Raw genomic sequence first — 22906 nt, forward strand, 5'->3', positions numbered from 1 at the left:
CCCGGCTCCCATGGTCGGCCAGCGGGACCGCGCCCGCACCTTCATCCATCCAGGTAGAGGATGCCCGCGCGGGCCGCGCCGCGCGCCGAGCCTGGTGCGCCGGGGCCGCCGGGTCGGCGCATAATCGCCGCCCATGACCCCCTGCACCACCCCGTCCCGCCGCGCGGGAGACACACCGTGACCGTGACCCCCGAACACCCGAAGGGCCCGCCCGCCCCGCTCCCCGATACCGTTCCGGTCGGTCTGCCGCTGCGCACCGGCTATCTGCTCACCCTCGTGGTAGGCCCGCTGGCCGTGCTGGCGCTGGTGCTGCCGGTCGCCCTGGCCGGCGGCTGGGGGCCGCGCTGGTACGACGCGGTCCTCGGCGCCGGCATGTACGCGCTGTCCATCATGGGCATCACCGCCGGCTTCCACCGGCACTTCACCCATCTGTCGTTCAAGGCGAGACGCCCGCTGCGGATCGCCCTCGGGGTCGCGGGCAGCCTCGCCATGGAGGGCCCGGTGACGATGTGGGTCGCCGAGCACCGGCGCCACCACCAGTACGCGGACCGGGCGGGCGACCCGCACTCGCCGTGGAAGTACGGCACCACCCGGCGGGCGCTGCTGAAGGGGCTGTGGCACGCCCAGGTCGGCTGGTTCGCCTCCTCACCGGTCCGCTCCCACTACCCCCGCTACGCCCCCGACCTGCTCGCCGACCCGGACGTGCGCCGCCTGGACCGCTGCTATCCGCTGGCCATCGCGGTCTCGCTCGCGCTGCCGCCGGTCCTGGTCCTGGCGGTCACCCAGGACGCGCGGTCCGCGCTGGTCACCCTCTTCTGGGCGAGCCTGGTGCGGTACGCGGTCGTGCACCACGTCACCTGGTCGGTCAACTCCGTGGCCCACGCCTTCGGTCCGCGCCACTACCGCACCCGCGACCAGTCCCGGGACGTAACCTGGGTGGCCCTGCTGACCTTCGGCGAGGGCTGGCACAACCTCCACCACGCCGACCCCAACAGCGCCCGGCACGGCGGGCTGCGCGGCCAGCCCGACCTCACCGCGTGGCTGATCGCCCGGTTCGAGCGGTGGGGCTGGGCGTACGACGTGCGCTGGCCCGACCAGCGGCGGATCGCCGCCCGGCTGCACGAGGAAGCGGCCGGCCACCGGGCGCCGCACCGTCAACTGCCCGGGAAATAGCGGGAGAACGAGGACGAGTCGACGGCGAACATGCCGTTGAAGGGCTCGTTCAGACCGTAGACCAGCAGCACGGTGAAGGTGATGAGCGCGGTCAGGCCCATCACCATCACCACATGGGTGACGCTGCGCCGTACGCCGAACATGAACATGAAGGCCACGGTCAGCAGGCCGCCGACGATCAGCCCGAACCACAGGACGGGTGACAGGGTGTCGCCGACGTCCGCCTCCCGGCCGCGCCGGGCGTCGTCCAGCACGCTGAGCTGGGCCAGGGTCTCCTGGAGAGTGGCCTGCTGGGCGGGACTGGCACCGGCCGGGATCTGGCCCGCCGCCCGCAGGTCGTTCAGCAGGTCCCAGCCGCGCCGGTCCGGCGGCTCCCCGGCGGCCATGACGGGCCACTCCTCGGACACCACGTGGTGCACGTACGCGTCGACGGCTTCCCTGGTCCGTTCGCCCGCCGGCGCGGGCAGCCCGGCGGAGAGCAGCCGGATCTGGTGCGCGGCGCTCGCCTCCGCCTGCACATGGTCCTCCGCCGCGGACCGGGTCTCCCACACGGCCACCATCGACAGACCGAGCACGAGGGCGTATAGCACGCTGACCATCATGGCGATGTACTCGGCGACGTCCTCGCGGGGTTCCTCGTCCGGGGCGGGCGGCCAGAAGCGGTGCTGGAGCAGCACGGCGCCCGCGGCGACCACGGCGATCCCCAGAACGACGGCGAAGGTCTCGATCATCGGCGCGGTCTCCTGTCGTCTCGATTCGATGTCCCGGCCGGGGGCGGGGGCTGGAGATTGCTGAGGGCTGAGGGCTGAGGGCTGGGCGTTACTTGCCGATGCGCCGCGAGCCGAGCAGCGCGGCGGCGAGGGCGGCGGGGATCAGCAGCAGGAACAGCACGGCGAGCAGGCCGAGCCCGGTCGGCCTGCCTCCGGGCCGCATGAACCGGGACATGATGGAGGGGGCGGAGGGCGAGGGGGAGGGAGTGCGGGGGGTTGCGGTGAAGGGGGTGGTGGGGGTGGTGGACCGACCTCCGGTCGCCTGACCGCCGGTGGCTTGACCACCGGTGGATCGGCCGCCGGTGACTTGGCCGCCGACTGCTTCGCCTCCGGTGGCTTGGCCCCCGGTCGCCTGGCCCCCGGTCGCCTGACCGCCGGTTGCTTGGCCCCCGACCGCTTCGCCTCCGGTGGCTTGACCCCCGGTCGCCTGACCGCCCGTGGCCTGACCACCGGTCGCCTGGCCACCGGTCACCTGGCCACCGACCGCTTCGCCTCCGGTCGCCTGGCCGCCAGTGGCCTGGCCGCCCGTCGTCCGGCCGCCGGTGGCCTGTCCCCCGGTGGCTTGGCCTCCGGTGGCTTGGCCTCCGGTGGCTTGGCCTCCGGTGGCTTGACCTCCGGTCGCCTGACCGCCCGTGGCCCGGCCTCCGGCGGTCTGGCCCTGACCGGTGGTGGCTCCGCCTTGACCGGCCGTGGCACCCGCCGCCGCTCCCGCGGTTCCTCCCCCGGCAGCCGCACCCGCGCCACCGGCAGCGGCCCCGCCACCACCGCCTGCCGCCGCCGCTGCTCCTCCGGCCGCCGCCGCTCCCCCGGCCGCCGCCGCACCGGCACCGCCGACAGCCGCGGCCCCTCCAGCCGCAGCGCCTGCGGCAGCGCCGGCACCGGCGGCAGCACCAGCGCCCGCGACCGCACCGGCTGCCGCACCGGCACCCGCAGCCACACCCGCCGCCGCACCGGCGACTGCCCCGGCACCGGCGGCGGCACCGGCGCCAGCGGCCGCTGCCCCGGCGGCAGCACCGGCACCGGCCACAGCACCCGCGGCCGCGCCCACACCCGCGGCGGCACCAACCCCCGCACCCGCGCCCCCGGCAGCAGCACCCGCAGCCGCACCGACTCCCGCCCCCGCTCCCCCAGCACCGGCACCCGCGGCCGCACCCACACCCGCCGCAGCGCCCGCGCCCACGCCCGCAGCCACACCGGCACCGGCAGCCACCCCGGCGCCCGCCGCAGCACCCGCTCCCGCCGCAACGCCGGCACCCGCGGCCACACCCGCACCCGCCGCCGCACCGGCTCCCGCCCCAACTCCCGCGCCGGCACCTGCGGCTGCCGCTCCGGCGGCTGCACCGGCACCAGCAGCCACGCCCGCACCGGCACCGGCCCCGGCAGCAGCACCGACCCCCGCTCCCGCACCCCCGGCACCAGCGGCGGCACCGGCACCCGCCACAGCACCCGCCGCCCCCGCGACCGCGCCGGGCGCGCCCACCCCGGGGGCAGGCACGACCACCCCCGGAGCGGCCACCCCCGGAGCGGGCGCGCCCGGCAGCGGCAGCGGCGGGGGCGGCGGGAAGACGGCACCGGGCGGAAGGGGCAGCACCGGGGGCCCGGCGGGCGGCACCGGCCCGGGAGGCGGAGCCGGCGCAGGAGGCGGTGGCAGCGGAGCCGGAGGCGGCGGGGCGGGGACGGGTGGAGCCGGGGCCGGTGGAGGTACGGGGACGAAGGTCGGGGCAGGCGGTACGGGCGTCGGCGGTACCGGTGGTGGCGGGGGCAGTGGGGGTGGCGGGGGCGGCAGGGGCGGGGGCGGGTACAGCGTGAACCCGCCGGTGGCCCACGCCTTGAGCTTCGGGGGCTTCTCCGGGCAGCCGTCGGGCCGGAGCGTGGTGAGCCGGTCGGTGCCCTTGACGTGTCCCTCGCTGAGGTACTCCCCCGGGGGCCGCTCGACGGTCGCCACGCACCGCGCCGTGAGGCCCGGTCCGAGGCTCGGGACGGTGTGGTCGCCCGTCGCGCAGACGATGGCGGGGGGCTGGAGGACCGGGTCGATGAGCCGCAGGTCGTACACCGTGCGGTTGCCGGTGTTGGTCACGTCGTAGAAGACGGTGGCCCGGCCGAGGAGGAGGGCGCCGTCGGGGACTTCGCCGCCGGTCGTCACGGTCTCGGTCAGCGACAGCCGCCCGCCGACACCCGCGTATCCGGAGCGGGCCGACGCCCGGGACTGGTAGCCGAGGGAGGGCACCCGGCCGACGGCCGTGACGTCCGCGATCCAGGTGCCCGGGCGCGCGGTGGACCGCGCGGTGCAGGTCGCCGAGGAGAGGCCGCGGAGCATGCGGACGTGATCGCCGCCGCCGGGGCAGCGGATGACGGCGTCGGGCAGGCCCGGGTCGCTCACCCGGACGTCGTAGAGGTCGGCCCCGGTCCGGTTGATCAGGCGGTACGTCTTCACGAGCGGGTGTCCGACGCGGATGCCGAACCGGGTCGCCGCCGTGCCGGGCCTGGTGTTGACGGTGACCTCCAGGGCGAGCCCGTGGGAGCCCGCGCCGTCGGCGACGGCGCGGTCCACCGCTCCGGCCGACACGGCCATGATCAGGGGCAGCACCGCGGGAAGCCGTGTCCCGACGGCCCGTCCACACCCGACCAATGATCCGATAAACACATAAATATGACTAACAGAGGGGTTCGGGGCGAGTTCGGGCCCACGCCGGTCACCGGAGGTAATCGCACGAGGATCACTCCGGTGGCCGCGCCGAGGGAGCGGATGCTTCCCGGGCCGCCGCCCGGCGCGGGCCGGGGCCGCCGCTCAGGCGTCGGGCATCAGTCCCGCCGCGACCGTGGCGCCCAGTTCCCAGCACGCCTCGGTGTCGGCCTTGCCCGGCTCGCCGGTGACGGTCACCGGGTCGGCCGCCCGGCGCCAGCCGAGGCCGGTGGTGACGGTCTCGACGGCACGCACGGCACCGGTGACGTCGTTGCCGCCGTGGACGTAGTAGCCGAAGGGCCGGCCCCTGGTCCCGTCCAGGCAGGGGTAGTACACCTGGTCGAAGAAATGCTTGAGCGCGCCGGACATGTAGCCGAGGTTGGCGGGCGTGCCGAGCAGGTACCCGTCGGCCTCCAGCACGTCGGAGGCGGTGGCCGACAGGGCCGCCCGGCGTACGACGCGGACGCCCTCGATCTCCGGTGCGGTGGCGCCCGACACGGCGGCTTCGAACAGCGCCTGGCAGTTCGGGGACGGGGTGTGATGGACGATCAGCAGGGTAGGCACACCCGGCACCCTGCCGTGCGTCCGCCGCGGGCGCAAACGGCCGGCGGCGCCGGGCGGCGCGAGGGACGCGCCGCCGGGGTCGCGAGAGGAGTCGTCATGACCGAGGAGAGCGGCCGGTCGCCGGCCGCCGTGGTGTTCGACGCGCTGGGCCTGGACTACGAGCGGGCGTTCGCCGATTCCGCGGCGCGCCGGGCCTCCCTGGACTGGCTGCTGGAGCGGCTGGCGCCGGGCAGCAGGGTGCTGGACGTGGGCAGCGGGACGGGACGGCCGACCGCGCACGCGCTGGCCGGGGCCGGGCACCGGGTGCTGGGCATCGACGTCTCGCCGGTCATGGTGGAGCTGGCCGCCCGGCAGGTGCCCGGGGCGGAGTTCCGGCTCGCCGACATCCGTGACGCGCCGTTCGCGCAAGCCTCCTTCGACGCGGTGTGCGCGTACTTCTCGCTGCTCCAGCTGTCACGCGCCGAACAGGCGGCCGTCGTGGCGAAGCTGGCGCGGGTGGTGCGGCCCGGCGGCCTGGTCGCGCTGGCCACCGTCCCCCTCGACGTGGAGGACGCCGAGGGCGAGTTCATGGGGCAGTCGATCCGGGTGACCAGTTTCGGCGCGGAGGCGTTCACCGGCCTGGTGGCCGGCGCCGGCCTGACGGTGCTGGCCGAGGAGTGCTCCCGGTTCACCCCGGACCTGCCCGGGGCCACGCCCGAACCGCAGCTGTTCGTGCACGCCCGGCGCCCGGAGCAGCCGCCCGAGGGGCGGTGAGCCGTACTCACCCGGCGTTGTCGGTGCCCTCGGCTAGAGTTGCGGCTCCGAATCGAACGGGAGACGACAGTGCGGGTCAGGGTGGGGACGGTCGGCGGTCGGGTGGCCGTCGCGGCGGCGGTCGCGATGCTGCTGGGCGGCTGCGCGGGGGCGGCGGACGACGACGGGAAGACATCGGCGGGCGCGTCCACGAGCGCGTCGGCGGGCGCCGAGGGGGCGGCGGCCGGGGACACGGGGAAGAAGACCACGGCGGCCCGCGGCGGCACCCTCGGCCCGGCCGGTTCGGCCTGTGAACTGCCCGTCAGCTTCGGCGTGGCCAAGGACTGGAAGCCCGAGGCCATCGACGCCGAGAAGGAGCTGGCCCAGGTCTCGAAGGGCGGGGACGGCGACCTGGCCGGGGAGCTGGCCGCGGCCATGCTGCGGCAGGGGCCGGTCACCGCGGCCTGCGAGATAGACGCCAAGCCGGCCGGCAACATCGGCTTCCTGCGCGTGTGGAAGGGCAAGCCCGGCGACGCCGACGCGGGCGGCGTGCTGCGCGCGTTCGTCACCGCCCAGAAGGGCGTGGGTGAGGCGAAGTACCACTCCTTCAAGACCGGCGGCGGTGTCCCGGCCGTGGAGGTGGAGTACGTGTCGACCAACAAGCTCCTGGAGGAGACCAAGAAGGAGTGCGCCTTCGCGGTCGGCACGCCCGACGGCCCGGTCGTCCTGCACCTCGGCGGCATGGACACCTCGGAACACGAGGAGATGCTGCCCGCGTACGAGCTCGCCAAGAGCACGCTCGCGCTCTCCTGAGGGCCGCCGCCACCGGGCCCCGCTCGGTCCCTGGCCGTGCTCAGTCCCTGGCCGTGCTCCGGCCCAGATAGGTGAGGGGCCCGGCGTCCGGTACGGGGATCGGGTGGAAGCCGACCCGGTCGTAGAACGCGCGGGCGGCGGTGTTGGCGGTGACCATGCCCAGGTGGACCGCCTGGACGCCCTGTCCGCGCAGGGCGTCCAGGAAGGTGTGCAGCAGCCGTCGGCCATACCCTCGCCCCTGCCAGCGCGGCAGCAGGTCGATGTGCAGGTGGGCGGGGTAGGCGGCGAGTTCGGGCAGCAGCATCCGCTCCGGGCGGTGCAGCAGCCGGACGATCTCCTCGGCGGGCGTGCGCGGCGGCCCGGCGGGCTCGGGGTAGCGGCCGGCCAGCCGGGGCAGCCAGGCGCGCCGGAAGTCCGCGACGAAGCGCTCGGTGTCCGCGGTGCCGAGGATGTACCCCACGGCCCGGCCCGTGCCGTCGTCGAGCACGAAGGCGAGGTCCGGGTCGAAGTGGCAGTACGGCTCGGCGAAGAGGGACGGCATGAGGTCCGGGTCGGGGTAGATCGCCCGGGAGTCGCCGCCGAGGTGCGCGGTACGGACGCAGACGTCGGCGACGGCGTCCCGGTCGGCGGGACGGTAGGGCCGGATCACGGGGGCCGCGTCAGGGAAGGACATGACCCCCATCCTGATCCTTTGGGAGCGCTCCCACAAGAGATCGGACCGAGCATCGAGGTCGCGCTCCCGCACGCCGGACGGGCAGGCGCCCTCCGGCAACGCACATAAGGCGACCCTGGATAAGTCATAAGGGCGGCTTATGAGGTCATAGAGGAGACCCCCGTACCAGGTAAGGTCTGCCTTAGTTTAGGCTTCCTGATCAAGTCGCCGTTCGCGTTCGAAGGGAACCTGATCATGCCGCGCCCCCTGCGGGTAGCCATCGTCGGAGCCGGCCCCGCCGGGATCTACGCCGCCGACGCCCTGCTCAAATCCGAGGTGGCCGCCGACCCCGGTGTGTCCATCGACCTCTTCGAGCGGATGCCCGCCCCGTTCGGCCTGATCCGGTACGGCGTCGCGCCCGACCACCCGCGCATCAAGGGCATCATCACCGCCCTGCACCAGGTGCTCGACAAGCCGCAGATCCGTCTCTTCGGCAACGTCGACTACCCGGCGGACCTGAACCTGGACGACCTCCGCGCCTTCTACGACGCGGTGATCTTCTCCACCGGCGCGATGGCCGACCGCGCGCTGTCCATACCCGGCATCGACCTGGACGGCTCCTACGGCGCCGCCGACTTCGTGTCCTGGTACGACGGCCACCCGGACGTGCCGCGCACCTGGCCGCTCCAGGCGGAGAAGGTCGCCGTGCTCGGCGTCGGCAACGTGGCCCTGGACGTGGCCCGCATCCTGGCCAAGACCGCCGACGAGCTGCTGCCGACCGAGATCCCGCCGAACGTCTACGACGGCCTGAAGGCCAACAAGGCCGTGGAGATCCACGTCTTCGGCCGCCGTGGCCCGGCGCAGGCGAAGTTCAGCCCGATGGAGCTGCGCGAGCTGGACCACTCCCCGAACATCGAGGTCATCGTCGACCCCGAGGACATCGACTACGACGAGGGCTCGATCGAGACCCGGCGCGGCAACAAGCAGGCCGACATGGTCGCCAAGACGCTGGAGAACTGGGCGATCCGGGACGTCGGCGACCGCCCGCACAAGCTCTACCTGCACTTCTTCGAGTCCCCGGCGGAGATCCTCGGCGAGGACGGCAAGGTCGTCGGCCTGCGCACCGAGCGCACCGCCCTGGACGGCACCGGCAACGTCAAGGGCACCGGCGCCTTCAAGGACTGGGACGTCACGGCGGTCTACCGCGCGGTCGGCTACCTCTCCGAGAAGCTGCCCAAGCTGCCCTGGGACGAGGACTCCGGGACCGTGCCGGACGAGGGCGGCCGGGTCATCGAGGACGGCGGCACCCACCTTCGGTCCACCTACGTCACCGGCTGGATCCGGCGCGGCCCGGTCGGCCTCATCGGCCACACCAAGGGCGACGCCAACGAGACCGTGGCCAACCTGCTGGACGACTTCGCGAACGGCCGGCTGCACGCCCCGTCCGCGCCCGAGCCGGAGGCCGTGGACGCCTTCCTCGCCGAGCGGAACGTCCGCTTCACCACCTGGGACGGCTGGTACAAGCTGGACGCCGCCGAGCGCGCCCTGGGCGAGCCGCAGGGCCGCGAGCGGGTGAAGATCGTGGAGCGGGAGGACATGCTGCGGGAGAGCGGGGCCTGAGGTCCCGGCCACGCCGGGGAAACTGCCCGCGGGGCCGGTGCGGGGCGCGTTCGATACCGAGCGGCCCCCGCACCAAACCTCCCCCGCACCGAGCAGCCCCCGCGGCGGCCCCGCTCAGTGGGCGGATCAGGTCGCGGCCCCGGGTGACGGGGCAGCGGCGGACGAGGTCGCGGCCCGGGTGACCGGGCGTACGCCGTGCCCCGCGCGGGCTCGCGGTCGCGTGCCGGTGCGCCGGGCGTACCCCCGGGCGACGCGCGGGGTTCGGCCCCCGCGCCCCCGTCGCGCCGCCGAGCGGTGATACTGGGAGGCGCACCCGCCCCCATCAGCAGATTGGCTCATGTCGAACTCCGCCACCGACCACGCCACCGTCCCGCAGACCCTCTGGGCGGTGCGGGGCCGCCACACCGGTCCCGCCCCCGAGGACGTCGTCCGCCGCACCCTGCGCCGGCACAAGGAGAGCGGGGACATCGACGACTTCGCCGAACCGCCCGCGGCCGGGGACACCGGCCGCCGGGTCTTCGAGGCCCGCTGGCGGGCCGGCGGCGCGGTGACCGTGCGGGCCCGGCTGACCCTCCTGCCTCCGCAGGGCCGGCCGCAGGGGCAGGAGTGGCGGCTGGTCGCGGAGGCGGAGCAGCCGTGGGACGACGCCTGGCCCTCGCCCGCGACCCTGTTCTGGCCCGACGGCGGCTCCGCCGACGACGAAGGCTCCTGGGACCACCACCCCTCGGTCCCCGGCCTGCGCTTCCGGCACGTCAACCCGCTGCCCGAGGACGACAAGGAGATGCGCCGCCGGCTGCGGGACGCGGCCCGGGAGGCGTGGTGCGTCCACGTCGTCGTGCACGAGGCGATGACACCGGACGAGCGGGGCCGGCTGCCGCTGACGGCACTGCTACCGCCCGGTCTGCGGCACCGCGTGATCGAGCACCGGGCCACGCCGCAGCAGTTCCGCGGGGTCAACTGGGCACTGAAGGACCTGGGCGTCGAGGTGCCGCGCGGCGGCGCCGTCCTGCTGCCGCCGGACCCGGCGCCGAAGGACTACGACGGCCGGGAGCACAGCGTGCGCAACGTCTTCCTGGACGGCTCGGAGCCGGCCGAACTCGTCGCGGCGCTAAGGCACTTCGTCGCCCAGCCGCGCCCCCTGTCCCAGGACGCCGCCGACGCGCTGACGGATCTGCGCGAGAACTGGACCCTGATGACCCTCCAGGAGCAGCTGGAGCGCGAGCGGCGGCTGGTCGCGATGTACGCCGACGCGCTGGAGGCCATGACGAAGTCCCGGGACCTGTACAAGCAGGCCGCCGAGCAGGCATTGGAGGCGCTGTCCGCCTACCGGGACGTGCCGTCGCCCGCCCTGCCGCAGCAGCGGCCCGGCTCCCGGCCACCGGGTGCGCTGCACCAGCTGACGCGGACGTTCGAGCGGCTCAAACTGCCCGTGTGGGGACGCCAGCAGCCGGAACCCGTCCAGGACGCCCCGTCCGGCGCGGCCGACGACACCGCCGCACCGACCGGGACCGCCGCACCGTCCGATACGGCGGCGCCGGGGGACGGAAAGCCGTCCTGACCCTCCCGGACGGCCAGGACAAGGAGCCCTGATGGACACGACCACCACCCTGCTGCTGATCGCGGCCTGCGTGGCGGCGGCGCTGCTCGCCGCCGCCGTGGCCCTGCTGGTGCGGCTGGTGCGGACCCGGCGCACGCTGCGCCGGGCGGGGCTGCCCACGGGCCCGCGCTGGGTGTTCTGGGGCGCGGTCGCCTATCTGCTGCTGCCCACCGACCTGCTGCCCGACCCGGTCTACCTGGACGACATCGGCGTCCTGCTCCTCGCCCTGCGCAGCCTGCCGCTGCCGCGCCGGACGCCCGAGAGCTGACGGCCTCCGTCGGCCGACCTCCGGCGGTACCGAAGGACGGTACCGAGGGGTGAGACCGGAGAACGTACGGGGCCGCCCAGGTGCGTCCCCCGCCCCTCGTGGCGCATTCTTGCTGTGTCATCCAGCGCGGGCACACGGGACGAGGTGGGACCGATGGCTGGAAGCGGCGAGCGGGCGGTGCGTGCGCGGGACCGGCTGGCCGCGCTGCTGGCCGATGCCTCGGCGGCCGTCCTCGGCACGGCCGGCGGCCGGGCGGCGGGCGTGTACCTGCGGTCGGACACCCCGGACGTGCTGCGCCTGGCGGTGCTGGCGGGACTGCCCGGCCCGCTGTTCCGGCCCTGGTGGCGGCTGCACGCCGACCGTCCCTTCCCGGTCGCCGACGCCTACCGGCGGGGCGGCCCGGTGATCCTGCCGAACGCCACGGAGACCATGCGCCGGTACCCGCAGTTCGCCGCCGGCCTGCCCTTCCCGTTCGGGTCGGCGCATGTGCCGGTGCCGGGCGGGACACGGCCGCTCGGGGTGCTGACGGTGCTGTGCCCGGCGGTGACGGACACCGGGGACGAACTCCTCGACCAAGGGCTGCTGGTGCGACTGGCCGAGGGCCTGGGCGCCGAGCTGCTCGGCCTGGCCGGCGGGGACGAGGGCGCGGTCCGCTGGGACGAGTCCCCGCTCTGCGTACGGCCGCCACCGGCCCGGCCCGCGCGCCCCGCCGTGGGGCGCTTCACCTGGGACCCGGCGACCTCCCTGGTCCGCGCGGACGACCGGCTGCACACCCTGCTCGGCCGGGGCCCCGGCGCGTTCGCGGGGACGGCCGACGCGCTCGCCGCCGCCCTGGCACCGGCCGACGCGCACCGGATCCTGGCCGCGCTGCGCGACACCGCGGCCGGGAGGCCGCCGGGCGCGCCGCTGAGCCTGCGGGCCCGGGACGGCACACCGCGACTGCTGGACCTGTGGCCGGCGGACACCCCCGGCGCCGGGCCCGCCGTCACCGGGGTGGTGTTCCACGCCGGTGCGGCCGCCTTCGCCGAGGGCGCGGCCGACCCGCTGCCGCAGGGCGTGCTCTGCCTGGACCGACTGGGGGTGATCGTGTACGCCAACCCGGCGGCGGCCCGGCTCGTGGGCCGGTGCCGGGAGCGGCTGCTCGGGCGTGCGCTGTGGGACGCGCTGCCCTGGCTGTCCGGGCCGCCGTACGACGACCACCTGCGCGGCGCCCTGCTCGCGCCGGAGTCCGTGTGCTTCCACGCGCGGCGGCCGGCCGGCGACCGGGACGGACCCGGCGGGGATGACTGGCTGGCCGTGTCGGTGCATCCGGGGGCGGACCTGCTGACCTGCACGCTCGTCCCGGCCAGCCGGATGGACCCGGCGGCCGGCCCGGCGCCCCGGGCGCACCCGGACGAGGGGGTGGAGCCGGACGACCGCTCGATGGCACCGCTGTACCGGCCGATCGCGCTGGCCATCGCGCTGACCGACGCGGTGACCGCCCGGCAGGTGTCGGCGGTGGTCGTACGGGAGCTGCTGCCCGCGTTCGGCGGCCGGCGGCTGGCCATCTATCTGCTCCAGGAGCGGCGGCTCCACCTGGCCTGGGAAACCGGGTTCCCGCGGGGGTTCCTCGACTCGTTCGAGGGCGTCGGCCTGGACGCGCGGATCCCGGGGGTGGAGACCCTGACCACCGGCCGGCCGCTGTTCTTCGAGTCCATGGCGCAGCTCGGGGCGGCCTATCCGGGGCTCGCCCTCGACGCGGCCGTGGGGGCGCGCGCCTTCTTGCCGCTGATCGCCTCGGGGCGGCCGGTGGGTTCCTGCATCCTCGGCTTCGACCGGCCGCGCGGGTTCAGCGCGCAGGAGCGTACGGTGCTCACCGCGCTCGCGGGGCTGATCGCGCACGCGATGGAGCGGGCCCGCCGCTACGACAGCGAGGCTGCCCTCGCCCGCGGGCTCCAGGAGGCGCTGCTGCCGCGCCGGCTGTCGGCGCACCCCGGGGTGGAGACCGCGGGCCGCTATCTGCCGGGGACGCAGGGCATGGACGTGGGCGGGGACTGGTACGACGTGGTGGAGTCCGGGGACGGGCTGGCGCTGGTCATCGGCGATGTGCAGGGGCACGGGGTGCAGGCGGCGGCCACCATGGGCCAGTTGCGCAGCGCCGTGCGGGCGTTCGCGCTGGGCGACCGGCCGCCGGACGAGGTGCTCAGCGGCACCAATCACCTGCTGATCGGCCTGGACCCGGGCCAGTTCGCCAGTTGCTGCTGTCTGCGGCTGGACCCCGCCACCGGCCGGACCCGGATCGCCCGGGCTGGTCATCTGCCGCCCCTGCTGCGCTGCCCGGACGGCCGGACCCGGGTGCTGGACGTTCCGGGCGGTGTCGTCCTCGGGGTGGATCCGCACGCCCGGTACCCGGTGACGGAGCTGGTGCTGGTGCCGGACGCGATCCTGGCCCTGTACACCGACGGTCTGGTGGAGCGGCCCGGCGCCGACATCGACGAGGGCATCGCGGAGCTGCGGCTGGCGCTGGCCAAGGCCGGTGCCGCCGTGCGCCGGCGTGGCGGGACGGGCGCGCGTTCCCTGGCCGCGGTCGCCGACCGGCTCACCGAAGCCGCCCGGCTGGCCGCCGACCGCCCGGACGACGTGGCCCTCCTGCTGGCCGCCCGCCATCCGCCGCCCCCGGCGCCGGGACACCACGGCCGCCACCCGGCGCCCGCCCCCGGCCCGTGAGCCCACCCCGCCGACGCCCCGGCCTCCCGTACGGCCCGTGGGCGCTCCCGGGGCCGGTCGGGTGCCCTCCGGTCGGCCGTCGGCGCCTCGGGTGACGCTCTCGCCTCACGGCGCCGGGCAGTGTAGACATGGGCACATGGTGCGACTGCCCGGCCGGTCCGCTCCCCGGCCGCCCCGAACGTCCGGGCACCCGCGCGCACCGCACAGCCCGCGGCGCCGGGCACATGACCCGGGCGGCAGCCGGTCCGGGGTGCTCCGGTCGGCGGTGACCGGGCGCAGCGTGGCCGGCCAGGTGTTCCTCCTGCAAGTGGTGATCGTGCTGCTGCTGGTCGTCTCGGCGGTGGTCGCCCAGGTGCTCCAGGTACGGCACGACACCGATGTGGAGGCCGGCAACCGCTCCCTGGCCGTGGCGCAGACCTTCGCCAACGCGCCGGGCACGGCCGAGGCCCTGCGCTCCCCCGATCCCACGGCCGTGCTCCAGCCGCGCGCGGAGGCCGTGCGCGTCGCGACCGGCGTGGACTTCGTGGTGGTGATGGACACCCGGGGCGTCCGCTACACCCACCCCAAGACCGACCGCATCGGCAAGAAGTTCGTCGGCACCATCGCCCCGGCGCTGGCCGGCCGCACGGTCACCGAGCACATCACCGGCACCATCGGCCCGCTGGTGCAGGTCGTGGTGCCGGTGCGGGACCCGGCGGGCAAGGTGGTGGGGCTGGTGTCCGCCGGGATCACCACCGCGCACGTGGGCGGCACCGCCGACCAGCAGTTGCCGCTGCTGCTCGCGGCGGCCGCCGCCGCGCTGGCGCTGGCCACCGCGGGCACGGCCCTGGTCAGCAGGCGGCTGCTGCGTCAGACGCACGGCCTCGGGCCGTACGAGATGACCCGGATGTACGAGCACCACGACGCGGTGCTGCACGCGGTCCGCGAGGGTGTCCTGATCGTCGGCGGTGACGGCCGGCTGCTGCTCGCCAACGACGAGGCCCAGCGGCTGCTGGACCTGCCCGCGGACGCCGAGCGGCGGCACGTGCTGGAGCTGGGCCTGGACGACGAGACGGCGGGCCTGCTGGCCTCGGGGCGGGTCGCCACGGACGAGGTGCACCTGGTCAAGGACCGCCTGCTGGCGATCAACCAGCGGCCCACCGATCTGCGCGGCGGCCCGGCCGGCAGCGTCACCACGCTGCGCGACTCCACGGAGCTGCGCGCCCTGTCGGGCCGGGCGGAGGTGGCCCGGGAGCGGCTGGACATGCTGTACGACGCCGGGGTGGGCATCGGTACCAGCCTGGACGTGACCCGCACCGCCGAGGAGCTGGCCTCTCTGGCGGTGCCCCGGTTCGCGGACTTCGCCACCGTGGACCTGTTCGACGCGGTGCTCGGCGGGGAGGAGCCCCGCCCGGGCACGGCGCTGCGCCGCACGGCCTGCGCGGGGGTGCGCGAGGACGCCCCGCTGTATCCGGCCGGCGCGCGGATCCGGTTCGTGCCCACCTCGCCGCAGGCCCGCGCGCTGACCACCGGGCAGTCGGTGGTGGTGGAGCGGCTGCGCGAGGCGCCCGGCTGGCGGGCGCAGGACCTGGAGCGCACCGACCAGGTGCTGGACTACGGCATCCACTCGCTGATCACCGTGCCGCTGCGCGCGGGCAGCCTGGTGCTGGGGCTGGTGAACTTCTGGCGGGCGGAGAAGCCGCAGCCGTTCGACGCCGAGGAGGTGTCCCTGGCGGAGGAGCTGGTGACGCGGGCGGCGGTGTCCATCGACAACGCCCGCCGGTACACCCGCGAGCACAGCATGGCCGTCACCCTCCAGCGCAGCCTGCTGCCGCGTTCCCTGCCGGAGCAGGGCGCCCTGGAGATCGCCTACCGCTATCTGCCGGCCCAGGCGGGGGTCGGCGGCGACTGGTTCGACGTGCTGCCGCTGTCGGGGGCCCGGGTGGCGCTCGTGGTCGGGGACGTGGTGGGGCACGGGCTGCACGCGGCGGCGACGATGGGGCGGCTGCGGACGGCCGTGCACAACTTCTCGGCGCTCGACCTGCCGCCGGACGAACTGCTCGGCCTGCTGGACGAGCTGGTGGGGCGGCTCGACCAGGACGAGACCGGGGCGGCGGGCGGGGCGGCGGGCGGTGCCGTGGTGACGGGCGCGACCTGTCTGTACGCGATCTACGATCCGGTGTCCCGGCGGTGCACCGTGGCCCGGGCCGGCCATCCGCCGCCCGCGCTGGTGCGACCGGACGGCGCGGTGGAGTTCCCGGACGTGCCCGTGGGGCCCCCGCTGGGCCTGGGCGGGCTGCCGTTCGAGACGGCGGAGCTGGAGCTGGCGGAGGGCAGCCGGCTGGTGCTGTACACCGACGGTCTGGTGGAGGACCGGGAACGGGACATCGACGAGGGGCTCGCCCTGCTGGGCGACGCCCTGCGGCGCGGCCCGGACGCCTCGCCGGAGGAGACGTGCCGAGCGGTGCTGGACCGGCTGCCGGCCCGGCCGAGCGACGACGTGGCGCTGATCGTGGCCCGCACCCGGGTGCTGGGCGGTGACCGGGTCGCGCAGTGGCAGGTGCCGTCCGATCCGGCGGCGGTGGCCAAGGTGCGGTCCTCGGTGACCCGGCGGCTGGCCGACTGGGGCCTGGAGGAGCTCGCGTTCACCACGGAGCTGATCCTGAGCGAGCTGGTGACCAACGCCATCCGCTACGGGCGCGGCCCGATCGGGGTACGGCTGCTGCGGGACCGCACGCTGATCTGCGAGGTCTCCGACCGCAGCACCACCTCACCGCACCTGCGGTACGCGGCGAGCACCGACGAGGGCGGCCGGGGCCTGTTCCTGGTGGCCCAGCTCGCCGAGCGCTGGGGGACCCGCTACACCCCGCACGGCAAGGTCATCTGGGCGGAACAGCCGCTGCCGTGAGCACGGCCGCGGCTGGCGGTCGGACGGCCCGGCGGGTGCGCGAGGCGCGGCCGCCGGGCCGTTCCGGTTTCCGTCCGCCCTGGGCGGGAGCGGCGGTCAGCCGCCGTTGAGGCGGGAGCGGAGCAGCTGCTTGCCCAGTTCCGCGCCCTTGCGGCTGTCGGCCTGGGCCTTGCGGAACAGTTCCACGACTTCCTTGTCCCCGTCCCGCTCGGCGTCCTGGACGTACTGCTCCAGCCGCAGGGCGTTGCTCAGGCACGCCTCGACGTACCAGATGAGGTTGTAGTCCTTGTCGCGGGTGCCGGTGACGCCGCCGGTCTCGCTGGTGCTGGTCATCCGGGGTCTCCTCCTTCTGTCGAGACTTGGGTCGATTCCGCTGTGGGAGACCCCGGGTACCCGGGCGATCTGCGGACACACCGGCCGATCAGGGCGGGGGCGCTCAGCCGAGGGCGCGGTCGAGGTTGAAGGCGGCGCTGATCAGGGACAGGTGGGTGAACGCCTGCGGGAAGTTGCCCTGTTGCTCGCCGGTGCGGCCGATCTCCTCGGCGTACAGGCCGAGGTGGTTGGCGTAGGTGAGCATCTTCTCGAAGGCCAGCCGCGCCTCGTCGAGCCGGCCGGCCCGCACCAGCGCCTCGACGTACCAGAACGAGCAGATGGAGAAGGTGCCCTCGTCGCCGCGGAGGCCGTCGGGGCTGACCTTCGGGTCGTAGCGGTAGACGAGGGAGTCGGAGACGAGGTCCTCGGTGAGGGCGTCCAGGGTGGACAGCCACTTGGGGTCGGTGGGGGCGATGAACTTGGCGAGGGGCATCATCAGCACCGAGGCGTCGAGGACGTCGGCGCCCTCGTACTGGACGAACGCGCCGCGCCGTGGCGACCAGCCGCGGTCCATGATCCGCCGGTAGACGGCGTCGCGGGCCTGGCGCCAGCGGCGGTGGTCGGCGGGCAGCCCGCGGTGGTTGGCCAGCCGGATGGCCCGCTCGATGGCGACCCAGCACATCAGCCGCGAGTACAGGAAGTTCTTGCGTCCGCCGCGGGTCTCCCAGACGCCCTCGTCGGGCTGGTCCCAGTGGTCGCACAGCCAGTCGACCAGGTGGCACAGGTCGTCCCACTGCCCGCTGGAGATGGGCTGCGCCCACTTGTCGTAGAGGTAGACCGAGTCGATCAGCGCGCCGTAGATGTCCAGCTGGAGCTGGCCGGCGGCGGCGTTGCCGACCCGGACCGGCGCGGAGCCGAGGTGTCCCTCCAGGTGGGGCAGCTCGCGTTCGGGCAGGTCGGCGCGGCCGTCGATGCCGTACATGATCTGCAGCGGTCCCGAGGCGGCGCCGTCGCCGGGGCTGATGTGCGTGGTCAGGAACTTCATGAAGGCCTCGGCCTCGCCGCTGAAGCCGAGCCTGAGCAGCGCGTACACGGCGAACGCGGCGTCGCGGACCCACACATAGCGGTAGTCCCAGTTGCGCTCGCCGCCGAGCTGCTCGGGCAGGCTGGTGGTGGGCGCGGCGACGATGGCTCCGGTGGGGGCGTAGGTGAGCAGCTTCAGGGTGAGGGCCGAGCGGTGCACCATCTCGCGCCAGCGGCCCCGGTAGCGGGACTGGTGCAGCCACCGGCGCCAGTAGGCGACGGTGGCGTTGAACTCGTGTTCCGCCTCGGCGTGGGCGCAGGCGCGGGGCGGCACCCGCGTGCCGAGCTGGTCGAGGGCGAAGACCGCCGTCTCGCCCTCGGTCAGCTTGAACTCGGCCCGCGCGTCCCGGCCGTCGGTCTCCACGGCGACGGTCGAGGTGAGCGCCAGGGACAGGGCCGGGGACTCGAAGAAGACCATGCCGTCCGCGGTACGCAGGGCGTGCGGGGCGGCGCCGTAGTCGAAGCGCGGCGCGATCAGGGCCCGGAAGGGGACGGTGCCGCGGACGCACACCACGCGCCGGATCAGCCGGTGCCGGCTCACCTCGAGCGACTCCTCGCAGCCGACGGGCATGAAGTCCTGCACCTCGCCGACGCCCTCGTCGGTGAAGAACCGGGTGATCAGCACGTTGGTGTCCGGGAAGTAGAACTGTTTGGTGCGCGCGGGGACGGCGGCGGCCAGCTCGTAGCGTCCGCCGCGCTCGGCGTCGAGGATGGCCGCGAAGACGCTCGGGGAGTCGAAGGAGGGGCAGCAGTACCAGTCGATCGTGCCGTCGGTGCCGACCAGGGCCACGCTGCGCAGGTCGCCGATGAGGCCGTGGTCGGCGATGGGCAGGTAGCGGGGGCGGGGGCTGGGGGCGTCCTCGGCGAACGGCGTCGCGGCCATCGGCGGCCTCCCGGTGAGCGGTGCGGGGCGTTCTGTCCGCGTGCGGAGGCCGGCCGGCTGCGGGCGTTCTCTCCGTTCGCGGGTGTCTCCCGGGCGCGGGGGGTCTTTCCGCGTACGGGATGTTTTCCAGCTTAGGAGGGAGTGGTTCGCCGTGGCGCGGGAACGCGCTCGGCACCCGCCCCCGGCGCCTTCCGGATGCAGGGTGCGCCGGGGCGGGCAATGGTGAGAAGGTGCCCCGTTCGGAGGCACCGGCACGGATGCGCTCATCCGGACCGAGGAGGAGGCAACATGTCGGCATCCACACCCGAAGAGTCCCGCGCGTCGGACGACGTCCGCACCCCGGACGCCCTGCTCCACTCCGCGCCCGCGGGGAACGTCAGCCCCGAGGACCTGGTGATGGCGGCGGGCCGGGACGTCACGCCCAGGACCCTCGACTGGGCGCGCCGCAAGCTGGAGTCGGAGGGCCAGGCGGCCATCGAGAAGCTGCTGCCGTAGGGCGTTCGGGGTCCCGGCGCGAGAGGACGGGAGGAACAGGCCGACGGGCCGGGCGCGAGTGGCGCCCGGCCCGCGCTGTCCGGCCCGGCACCGTCGCGGCACACGGCGACGGCATGTTCCACGGCTACCGGTGCCGGCGCACCGCCCGCCGGTACGGTCCCTTCCGTCGCCGGCCGGCGACGAGCGCGCCGGGCGGGTTCAGGGCTCCTCCTCCACCACGTGGACCGCCGCCTCCTCGGCGCCCGCCGCTCCCCCGTCGATGCCGACGTCCCGGGCCACCTCCTCCTTGGTGGTGTCGGTGTGGCTGCCCTCGTCGGGGGCGACCAGGCGGCCCGCACGGGCGGTGCCGGCCTCGGGGTCGAGGGGTTCGCCCTCGCCGCCGGGCAGGTCGCCGATCTCGTCGCCGGGCGGCGCGGAGACGTCCGGGACCTCCTGGCCGAGCCGTTCGTCCAGGGTCTCGCCCTCGTGCTGCTCGGCGGCGGTGGTGCCGTGCTTGGTGACGCCCAGCGGACGCTCGGGCGGGGAGTAGCCCTCGTCGAGCATGTCGTCGTAGGTGCGTTCGCCGACCGCGTCCTGCAGGTCCAGCGGTCCGGCGTCCTCCTGTTCCTCGTTGCCGCCGGTCGGCTGGTAGGTGTCGTCCGCCATGGGGGTCTGCTCGGACTGCTGGTCGCTCATGGTCGCCTCCTGAGGGTTCACGGACCGTCCTGGTCCGCGTTTCCCCCGGTCGGCGCCTTAATCCCCCGGTCGTGAGCGCGGCGGCCCCGACGTCGCCGCCCCTGATCCGCTCCTGCCGCGTCGGAGCCGCGGACGCGGTGCCGGGTGCGGGCGGGTGGGCCCGGACCGAGCGGGGAGGGGGCGGAGCGGGATCAGGGACGGCCGTCGGGGAGGGGCTTTCCCCCGGTACTGCACCCGCCCCACCCTTATGCCATTTCTCAGTACCTGCAACCCCTGTGCAGTAAAGACCGTGGCAGACCTGTCCCATGGGCAGGGAAAGCCGCCCCGCCTCGCTCGGTCCGGTGGGGCGGGCGGCGTGCTGCCGGATCATGTCGCGGGCGAGGGAGCGCGGCGAGGGCGCCTCGCGGCGGGTCAGGCCCGGCCGGTACGACTTCTGCGCGCGGGAAACTCCCGGGCGTCACAGCGCCTTGCGTCGCACCAGCACCCCGAGCACCAGCAGGCCGGGCAGCAGCGGCAGCCAGACGGTCAGCAGCCGGTAGCCGAGCACCGCGGACGCGGCGCCCGCGCCGGGGGTGCCGGCGGCGCCGAGGGCGAGGGCCAGCGCGGCGTCCAGCGAGCCCAGCCCGCCCGGGGTGGGCAGCAGGGCGGCGGCGCTGCTCGCGGCGAGGTAGAGCAGCGCCACCTGGAGCGGGGCGAGCGGCAGCCCAACGGCCTGGGTGACGGCGATCAGGACCAGGGCGTGCAGCGCGGCGAAGGCCAGCGAGCCGCCCCACAGGGCGGCCGCGCGGGCCGGACGGGCGTGCAGCGCCCGGATGTCGGCCAGCACGGCGGCGAGCGCCCGTCGGCACCGCGCCCACCAGGGCGTGAACAGCGGCAGGATGAGCAGCAGGGCCAGGCCCGTGGCGGCGGCGACGGCCACCGGGGGCACCTGCGGCAGGCGCAGCAGCCCGGGGCAGGCCGGGGCGAGCAGCGCGATCAGCACCAGGCGGACGGCGGCGCTCGTGGCGGTCTTGACGGCGAGCGCGCCGGCCGCGCGCCCGGCGGGCAGTCCGCAGCGCATCAGGAAGCGCAGGTTCACCGCGCCCGCGCCGATCCCCGCGGGCAGCAGGTGGTTGGCGGCGGAGGCGGCGAACTGGGCGGCGAGCAGCCGGGGTCCGGGCAGCCGCGTCACGACGGCGCCCTGCTGGGCGAGCGCGGACGCCGCCCACGTGCCCATGGCAGCCACCGCGCCGGTCAGCAGCCAGCCGTGGTCGGCGACCGCCAGCCGCCCGGCCCCGCTCTCCACCGCGGGCCAGTGCCGGCGGACCACGTACAGCGCGCCGCACAGCACGGCGAGGCAGCCGGCGGCGTGCCAGTAGGCGCGCCGGCGGCCGAGGGAGGCGGTGAGACCGGCCGGCGAGGTCATGAGCCTGCGCCCGGGACGACGTAGTACAGCCGGACCGTGCCGACGGCCGTGGAGGACCAGTCGCGGGCGTAACCGGGCGGCGCGGCTCCGGCCGGTACCAGGGCGGCGACCGGCATCCGCCGGGCGGCCCGGGTGATGGCGTCCCGCGTGGTGTTGGCGTTGGGCCCGGCGGTCGCGGCCGAGGCGCAGCCGGCGGCGTAGGCGACCGGGATCGCCTCGTGGCCGGTGAGCAGGCAGGGCGGGCGGACGCCGCGGTGATGCAGTGCCGCCACGGTACGGGCCCATGCCTCGCGCGCTCGGACGGTGTTGTCCGTCGTCCGCACGGCCACGGCGAGCTGCGCCGCGAGGTGCGCGGCGAGTCCGGCGCACACCAGCGCCCGCACCGGCGGGCGCCGGGCGGTCAGCAGGCGGGCGAGGGCGTCGGCGAGCGGAACGGCCAGCAGGGCGTAGGCGGGCAGCAGGAAGCGGGGGGCCGCGTAGCCGATCAGGAACAGGTACGGGAAGGCGGCCGTCGCCGCGCAGCCGAGCGGGAGCAGGGTGGCCGCCGGACGCCGGGCGCGCAGGGCGACGGTCACGGCGAGCGCGGCGAGCAGGGGCAGGGCGAACCACCACAGGGTGAGCAGGGGGTGCGGCAGGGCGCCGGAGCACGGCCGGCACAGCGTCCGGCCGCCCAGGCCGCGCAGTTGGTCCACGACGGCGAGGTGCCAGCCGAGACCGCCCTGGATCGCCGAGCCGTCGGACAGCCGGCGGGCCAGGCCGCCGTAGCTCGTGTACGCCTCGACGACCCACTCGGCGGCGCCGGCCGCGAGCCCCGCCGACAGGGCGAGCAGGGCCCGCCACCGACGGCGTGCCAGGCCCGCGGCGGCCAGCGGCAGGACCGCCCAGACCGCGTCCACCGGCCGCATCCACGCCATCAGCGCCGCGCAGCCCGCCAGCCCCCACAGGGCCGTACGGCCGGTGCGGGCGCGCAGGAAGCAGCCGACGGCGGCCAGGGCGCCGAGGGCGACCCAGAGGTTGGGCATGGCCTGGGGGCCGTAGAAGAGGGTCACCCACAGGGAGGCGAACAGGCAGCCGGCCAGGGCGAGGACGCGGACGGGGAACAGGCCGCGCCAGGCGCGCAGCGCCCAGAACAGGGCGAGGCCGGACAGCAGGGCGAGGTAGAGCCGCAGCAGCGCGGTGGACGACGACCAGGCCGCCACGGGTGCGACCAGCAGCGAGACGCCCCGGGCGCGGGGAGCGCTGAAGAAGGCGGCGGGGGCGTGGTGGCCGACCTGGCTGACGTACACCGTCTCGTCCCAGCCGAGTCCCATGCCGGGCGGTACGAGGAGGAGTTGGGCCAGTGTGAAGGCCGCGCCGACGGCGGCGAGCGGCCAGGTGGTGCGGGTGGGGGCGGAGCGCGCGCGGCTCGCCGTGTCGAGTGTCGCGTGCGCGCTGCCGGCCATGACCACCCCTCGCGTCCCCACAGGTCGTAGGGTCCACTGTCCCGCGCCGCCCCCCGACCGCCGGGAGGCGAGCGGCGGGAACACGGCCGGACCGGCCCGGATCACCCGGCCGTGCCCGACGGGCAGGGCCATCCGGCCGACGCCCT

General features: G+C 75.6%; 18 protein-coding genes. 9 read left to right on the forward strand and 9 right to left on the reverse strand.

Annotated elements, in window-relative coordinates; all coding sequences use genetic code 11:
- Positions 1 to 177: 177 nt before the first annotated feature.
- Complete coding sequence (locus tag ACSURM_RS03255) at positions 178 to 1173, forward strand: acyl-CoA desaturase (protein WP_436953286.1); 996 nt, start codon at positions 178 to 180, stop codon at positions 1171 to 1173.
- Here the strand turns inward: ACSURM_RS03255 and ACSURM_RS03260 are convergent.
- The 3 genes from ACSURM_RS03260 to ACSURM_RS03270 all read right to left on the reverse strand — a co-directional run bounded on the left by ACSURM_RS03260 (position 1155) and on the right by ACSURM_RS03270 (position 5190).
- Positions 1155 to 1904, reverse strand: coding sequence for a DUF4239 domain-containing protein (locus ACSURM_RS03260; RefSeq protein ID WP_436953288.1), 750 nt, complete (start codon positions 1902 to 1904; stop codon positions 1155 to 1157). The two genes, ACSURM_RS03255 and ACSURM_RS03260, sit on opposite strands and share 19 nt — an antisense overlap.
- A gap of 507 nt (positions 1905 to 2411) precedes the next feature.
- Positions 2412 to 3389: a hypothetical protein gene (locus tag ACSURM_RS03265; RefSeq protein ID WP_436953290.1), complete on the reverse strand. Its 978-nt coding sequence runs from the start codon at positions 3387 to 3389 to the stop codon at positions 2412 to 2414.
- A gap of 1342 nt (positions 3390 to 4731) precedes the next feature.
- On the reverse strand, positions 4732 to 5190 hold the full coding sequence (locus ACSURM_RS03270) for a flavodoxin family protein (protein WP_436953292.1): 459 nt from the start codon (positions 5188 to 5190) through the stop codon (positions 4732 to 4734).
- A 96-nt stretch (positions 5191 to 5286) separates the two neighbouring features.
- Between ACSURM_RS03270 and ACSURM_RS03275 the strand changes: the two genes are divergently transcribed.
- Together ACSURM_RS03275 and ACSURM_RS03280 are read left to right on the forward strand one after the other, a co-directional pair.
- Positions 5287 to 5943, forward strand: a complete 657-nt coding sequence (locus tag ACSURM_RS03275) for a class I SAM-dependent methyltransferase (protein ID WP_436953294.1) — start codon at positions 5287 to 5289, stop codon at positions 5941 to 5943.
- A 69-nt stretch (positions 5944 to 6012) separates the two neighbouring features.
- Complete coding sequence (locus ACSURM_RS03280; RefSeq protein WP_436953296.1) at positions 6013 to 6735, forward strand: lipoprotein; 723 nt, start codon at positions 6013 to 6015, stop codon at positions 6733 to 6735.
- Between the two features lie 40 nt (positions 6736 to 6775).
- On the opposite strand, the gene ACSURM_RS03285 is transcribed toward ACSURM_RS03280, so the two are convergent.
- A complete protein-coding gene (locus ACSURM_RS03285) occupies positions 6776 to 7408 on the reverse strand; it encodes a GNAT family N-acetyltransferase (RefSeq protein WP_436953298.1) in 633 nt (210 codons plus the stop codon).
- 234 nt (positions 7409 to 7642) lie between these two features.
- Here ACSURM_RS03285 and ACSURM_RS03290 point away from each other — a divergent pair, with 234 nt between their 5' ends.
- The 5 genes from ACSURM_RS03290 to ACSURM_RS03310 all read left to right on the forward strand — a co-directional run bounded on the left by ACSURM_RS03290 (position 7643) and on the right by ACSURM_RS03310 (position 16465).
- The gene (locus ACSURM_RS03290) at positions 7643 to 9007 is read left to right on the forward strand and encodes an FAD-dependent oxidoreductase (protein WP_436953300.1); all 1365 of its coding nucleotides are present in this window, start codon (positions 7643 to 7645) and stop codon (positions 9005 to 9007) included.
- A gap of 337 nt (positions 9008 to 9344) precedes the next feature.
- A complete protein-coding gene (locus ACSURM_RS03295) occupies positions 9345 to 10565 on the forward strand; it encodes a hypothetical protein (RefSeq protein WP_436953302.1) in 1221 nt (406 codons plus the stop codon).
- A 31-nt stretch (positions 10566 to 10596) separates the two neighbouring features.
- On the forward strand, positions 10597 to 10872 hold the full coding sequence (locus ACSURM_RS03300) for a DUF1232 domain-containing protein (RefSeq protein ID WP_289971315.1): 276 nt from the start codon (positions 10597 to 10599) through the stop codon (positions 10870 to 10872).
- Between the two features lie 153 nt (positions 10873 to 11025).
- Positions 11026 to 13578, forward strand: coding sequence for a SpoIIE family protein phosphatase (locus tag ACSURM_RS03305; RefSeq protein WP_436953304.1), 2553 nt, complete (start codon positions 11026 to 11028; stop codon positions 13576 to 13578).
- 136 nt (positions 13579 to 13714) lie between these two features.
- Entirely contained in the window at positions 13715 to 16465 is a 2751-nt protein-coding gene (locus ACSURM_RS03310; RefSeq protein WP_436953306.1) for a SpoIIE family protein phosphatase, read from the forward strand.
- 96 nt (positions 16466 to 16561) lie between these two features.
- Here ACSURM_RS03310 and ACSURM_RS03315 read toward each other — a convergent pair whose 3' ends face one another.
- Positions 16562 to 16798, reverse strand: coding sequence for a hypothetical protein (locus ACSURM_RS03315; RefSeq protein ID WP_359043480.1), 237 nt, complete (start codon positions 16796 to 16798; stop codon positions 16562 to 16564).
- Positions 16799 to 16901: 103 nt separating this feature from the next.
- Positions 16902 to 18743 (reverse strand): glycoside hydrolase family 15 protein, encoded by a 1842-nt coding sequence (locus tag ACSURM_RS03320; RefSeq protein ID WP_436953308.1) that lies wholly within the window; start codon positions 18741 to 18743, stop codon positions 16902 to 16904.
- Positions 18744 to 19031: 288 nt separating this feature from the next.
- Here ACSURM_RS03320 and ACSURM_RS03325 point away from each other — a divergent pair, with 288 nt between their 5' ends.
- A complete protein-coding gene (locus ACSURM_RS03325) occupies positions 19032 to 19238 on the forward strand; it encodes a hypothetical protein (RefSeq protein WP_436953310.1) in 207 nt (68 codons plus the stop codon).
- 198 nt (positions 19239 to 19436) lie between these two features.
- Here ACSURM_RS03325 and ACSURM_RS03330 read toward each other — a convergent pair whose 3' ends face one another.
- The 3 genes from ACSURM_RS03330 to ACSURM_RS03340 form a co-directional block, all read right to left on the reverse strand.
- Positions 19437 to 19913: a DUF5709 domain-containing protein gene (locus ACSURM_RS03330; RefSeq protein ID WP_189753750.1), complete on the reverse strand. Its 477-nt coding sequence runs from the start codon at positions 19911 to 19913 to the stop codon at positions 19437 to 19439.
- A 457-nt stretch (positions 19914 to 20370) separates the two neighbouring features.
- A complete protein-coding gene (locus ACSURM_RS03335; RefSeq protein WP_436953312.1) occupies positions 20371 to 21318 on the reverse strand; it encodes a lysylphosphatidylglycerol synthase domain-containing protein in 948 nt (315 codons plus the stop codon).
- Positions 21315 to 22760 (reverse strand): hypothetical protein, encoded by a 1446-nt coding sequence (locus ACSURM_RS03340; RefSeq protein ID WP_436953314.1) that lies wholly within the window; start codon positions 22758 to 22760, stop codon positions 21315 to 21317. Before ACSURM_RS03340 ends, ACSURM_RS03335 begins: the two co-directional genes overlap by 4 nt.
- Positions 22761 to 22906 lie beyond the last annotated feature (146 nt).

Source organism: Streptomyces sp. SudanB182_2057 (assembly GCF_964272715.1).
Classification (GTDB): domain Bacteria; phylum Actinomycetota; class Actinomycetes; order Streptomycetales; family Streptomycetaceae; genus Streptomyces; species Streptomyces rubradiris.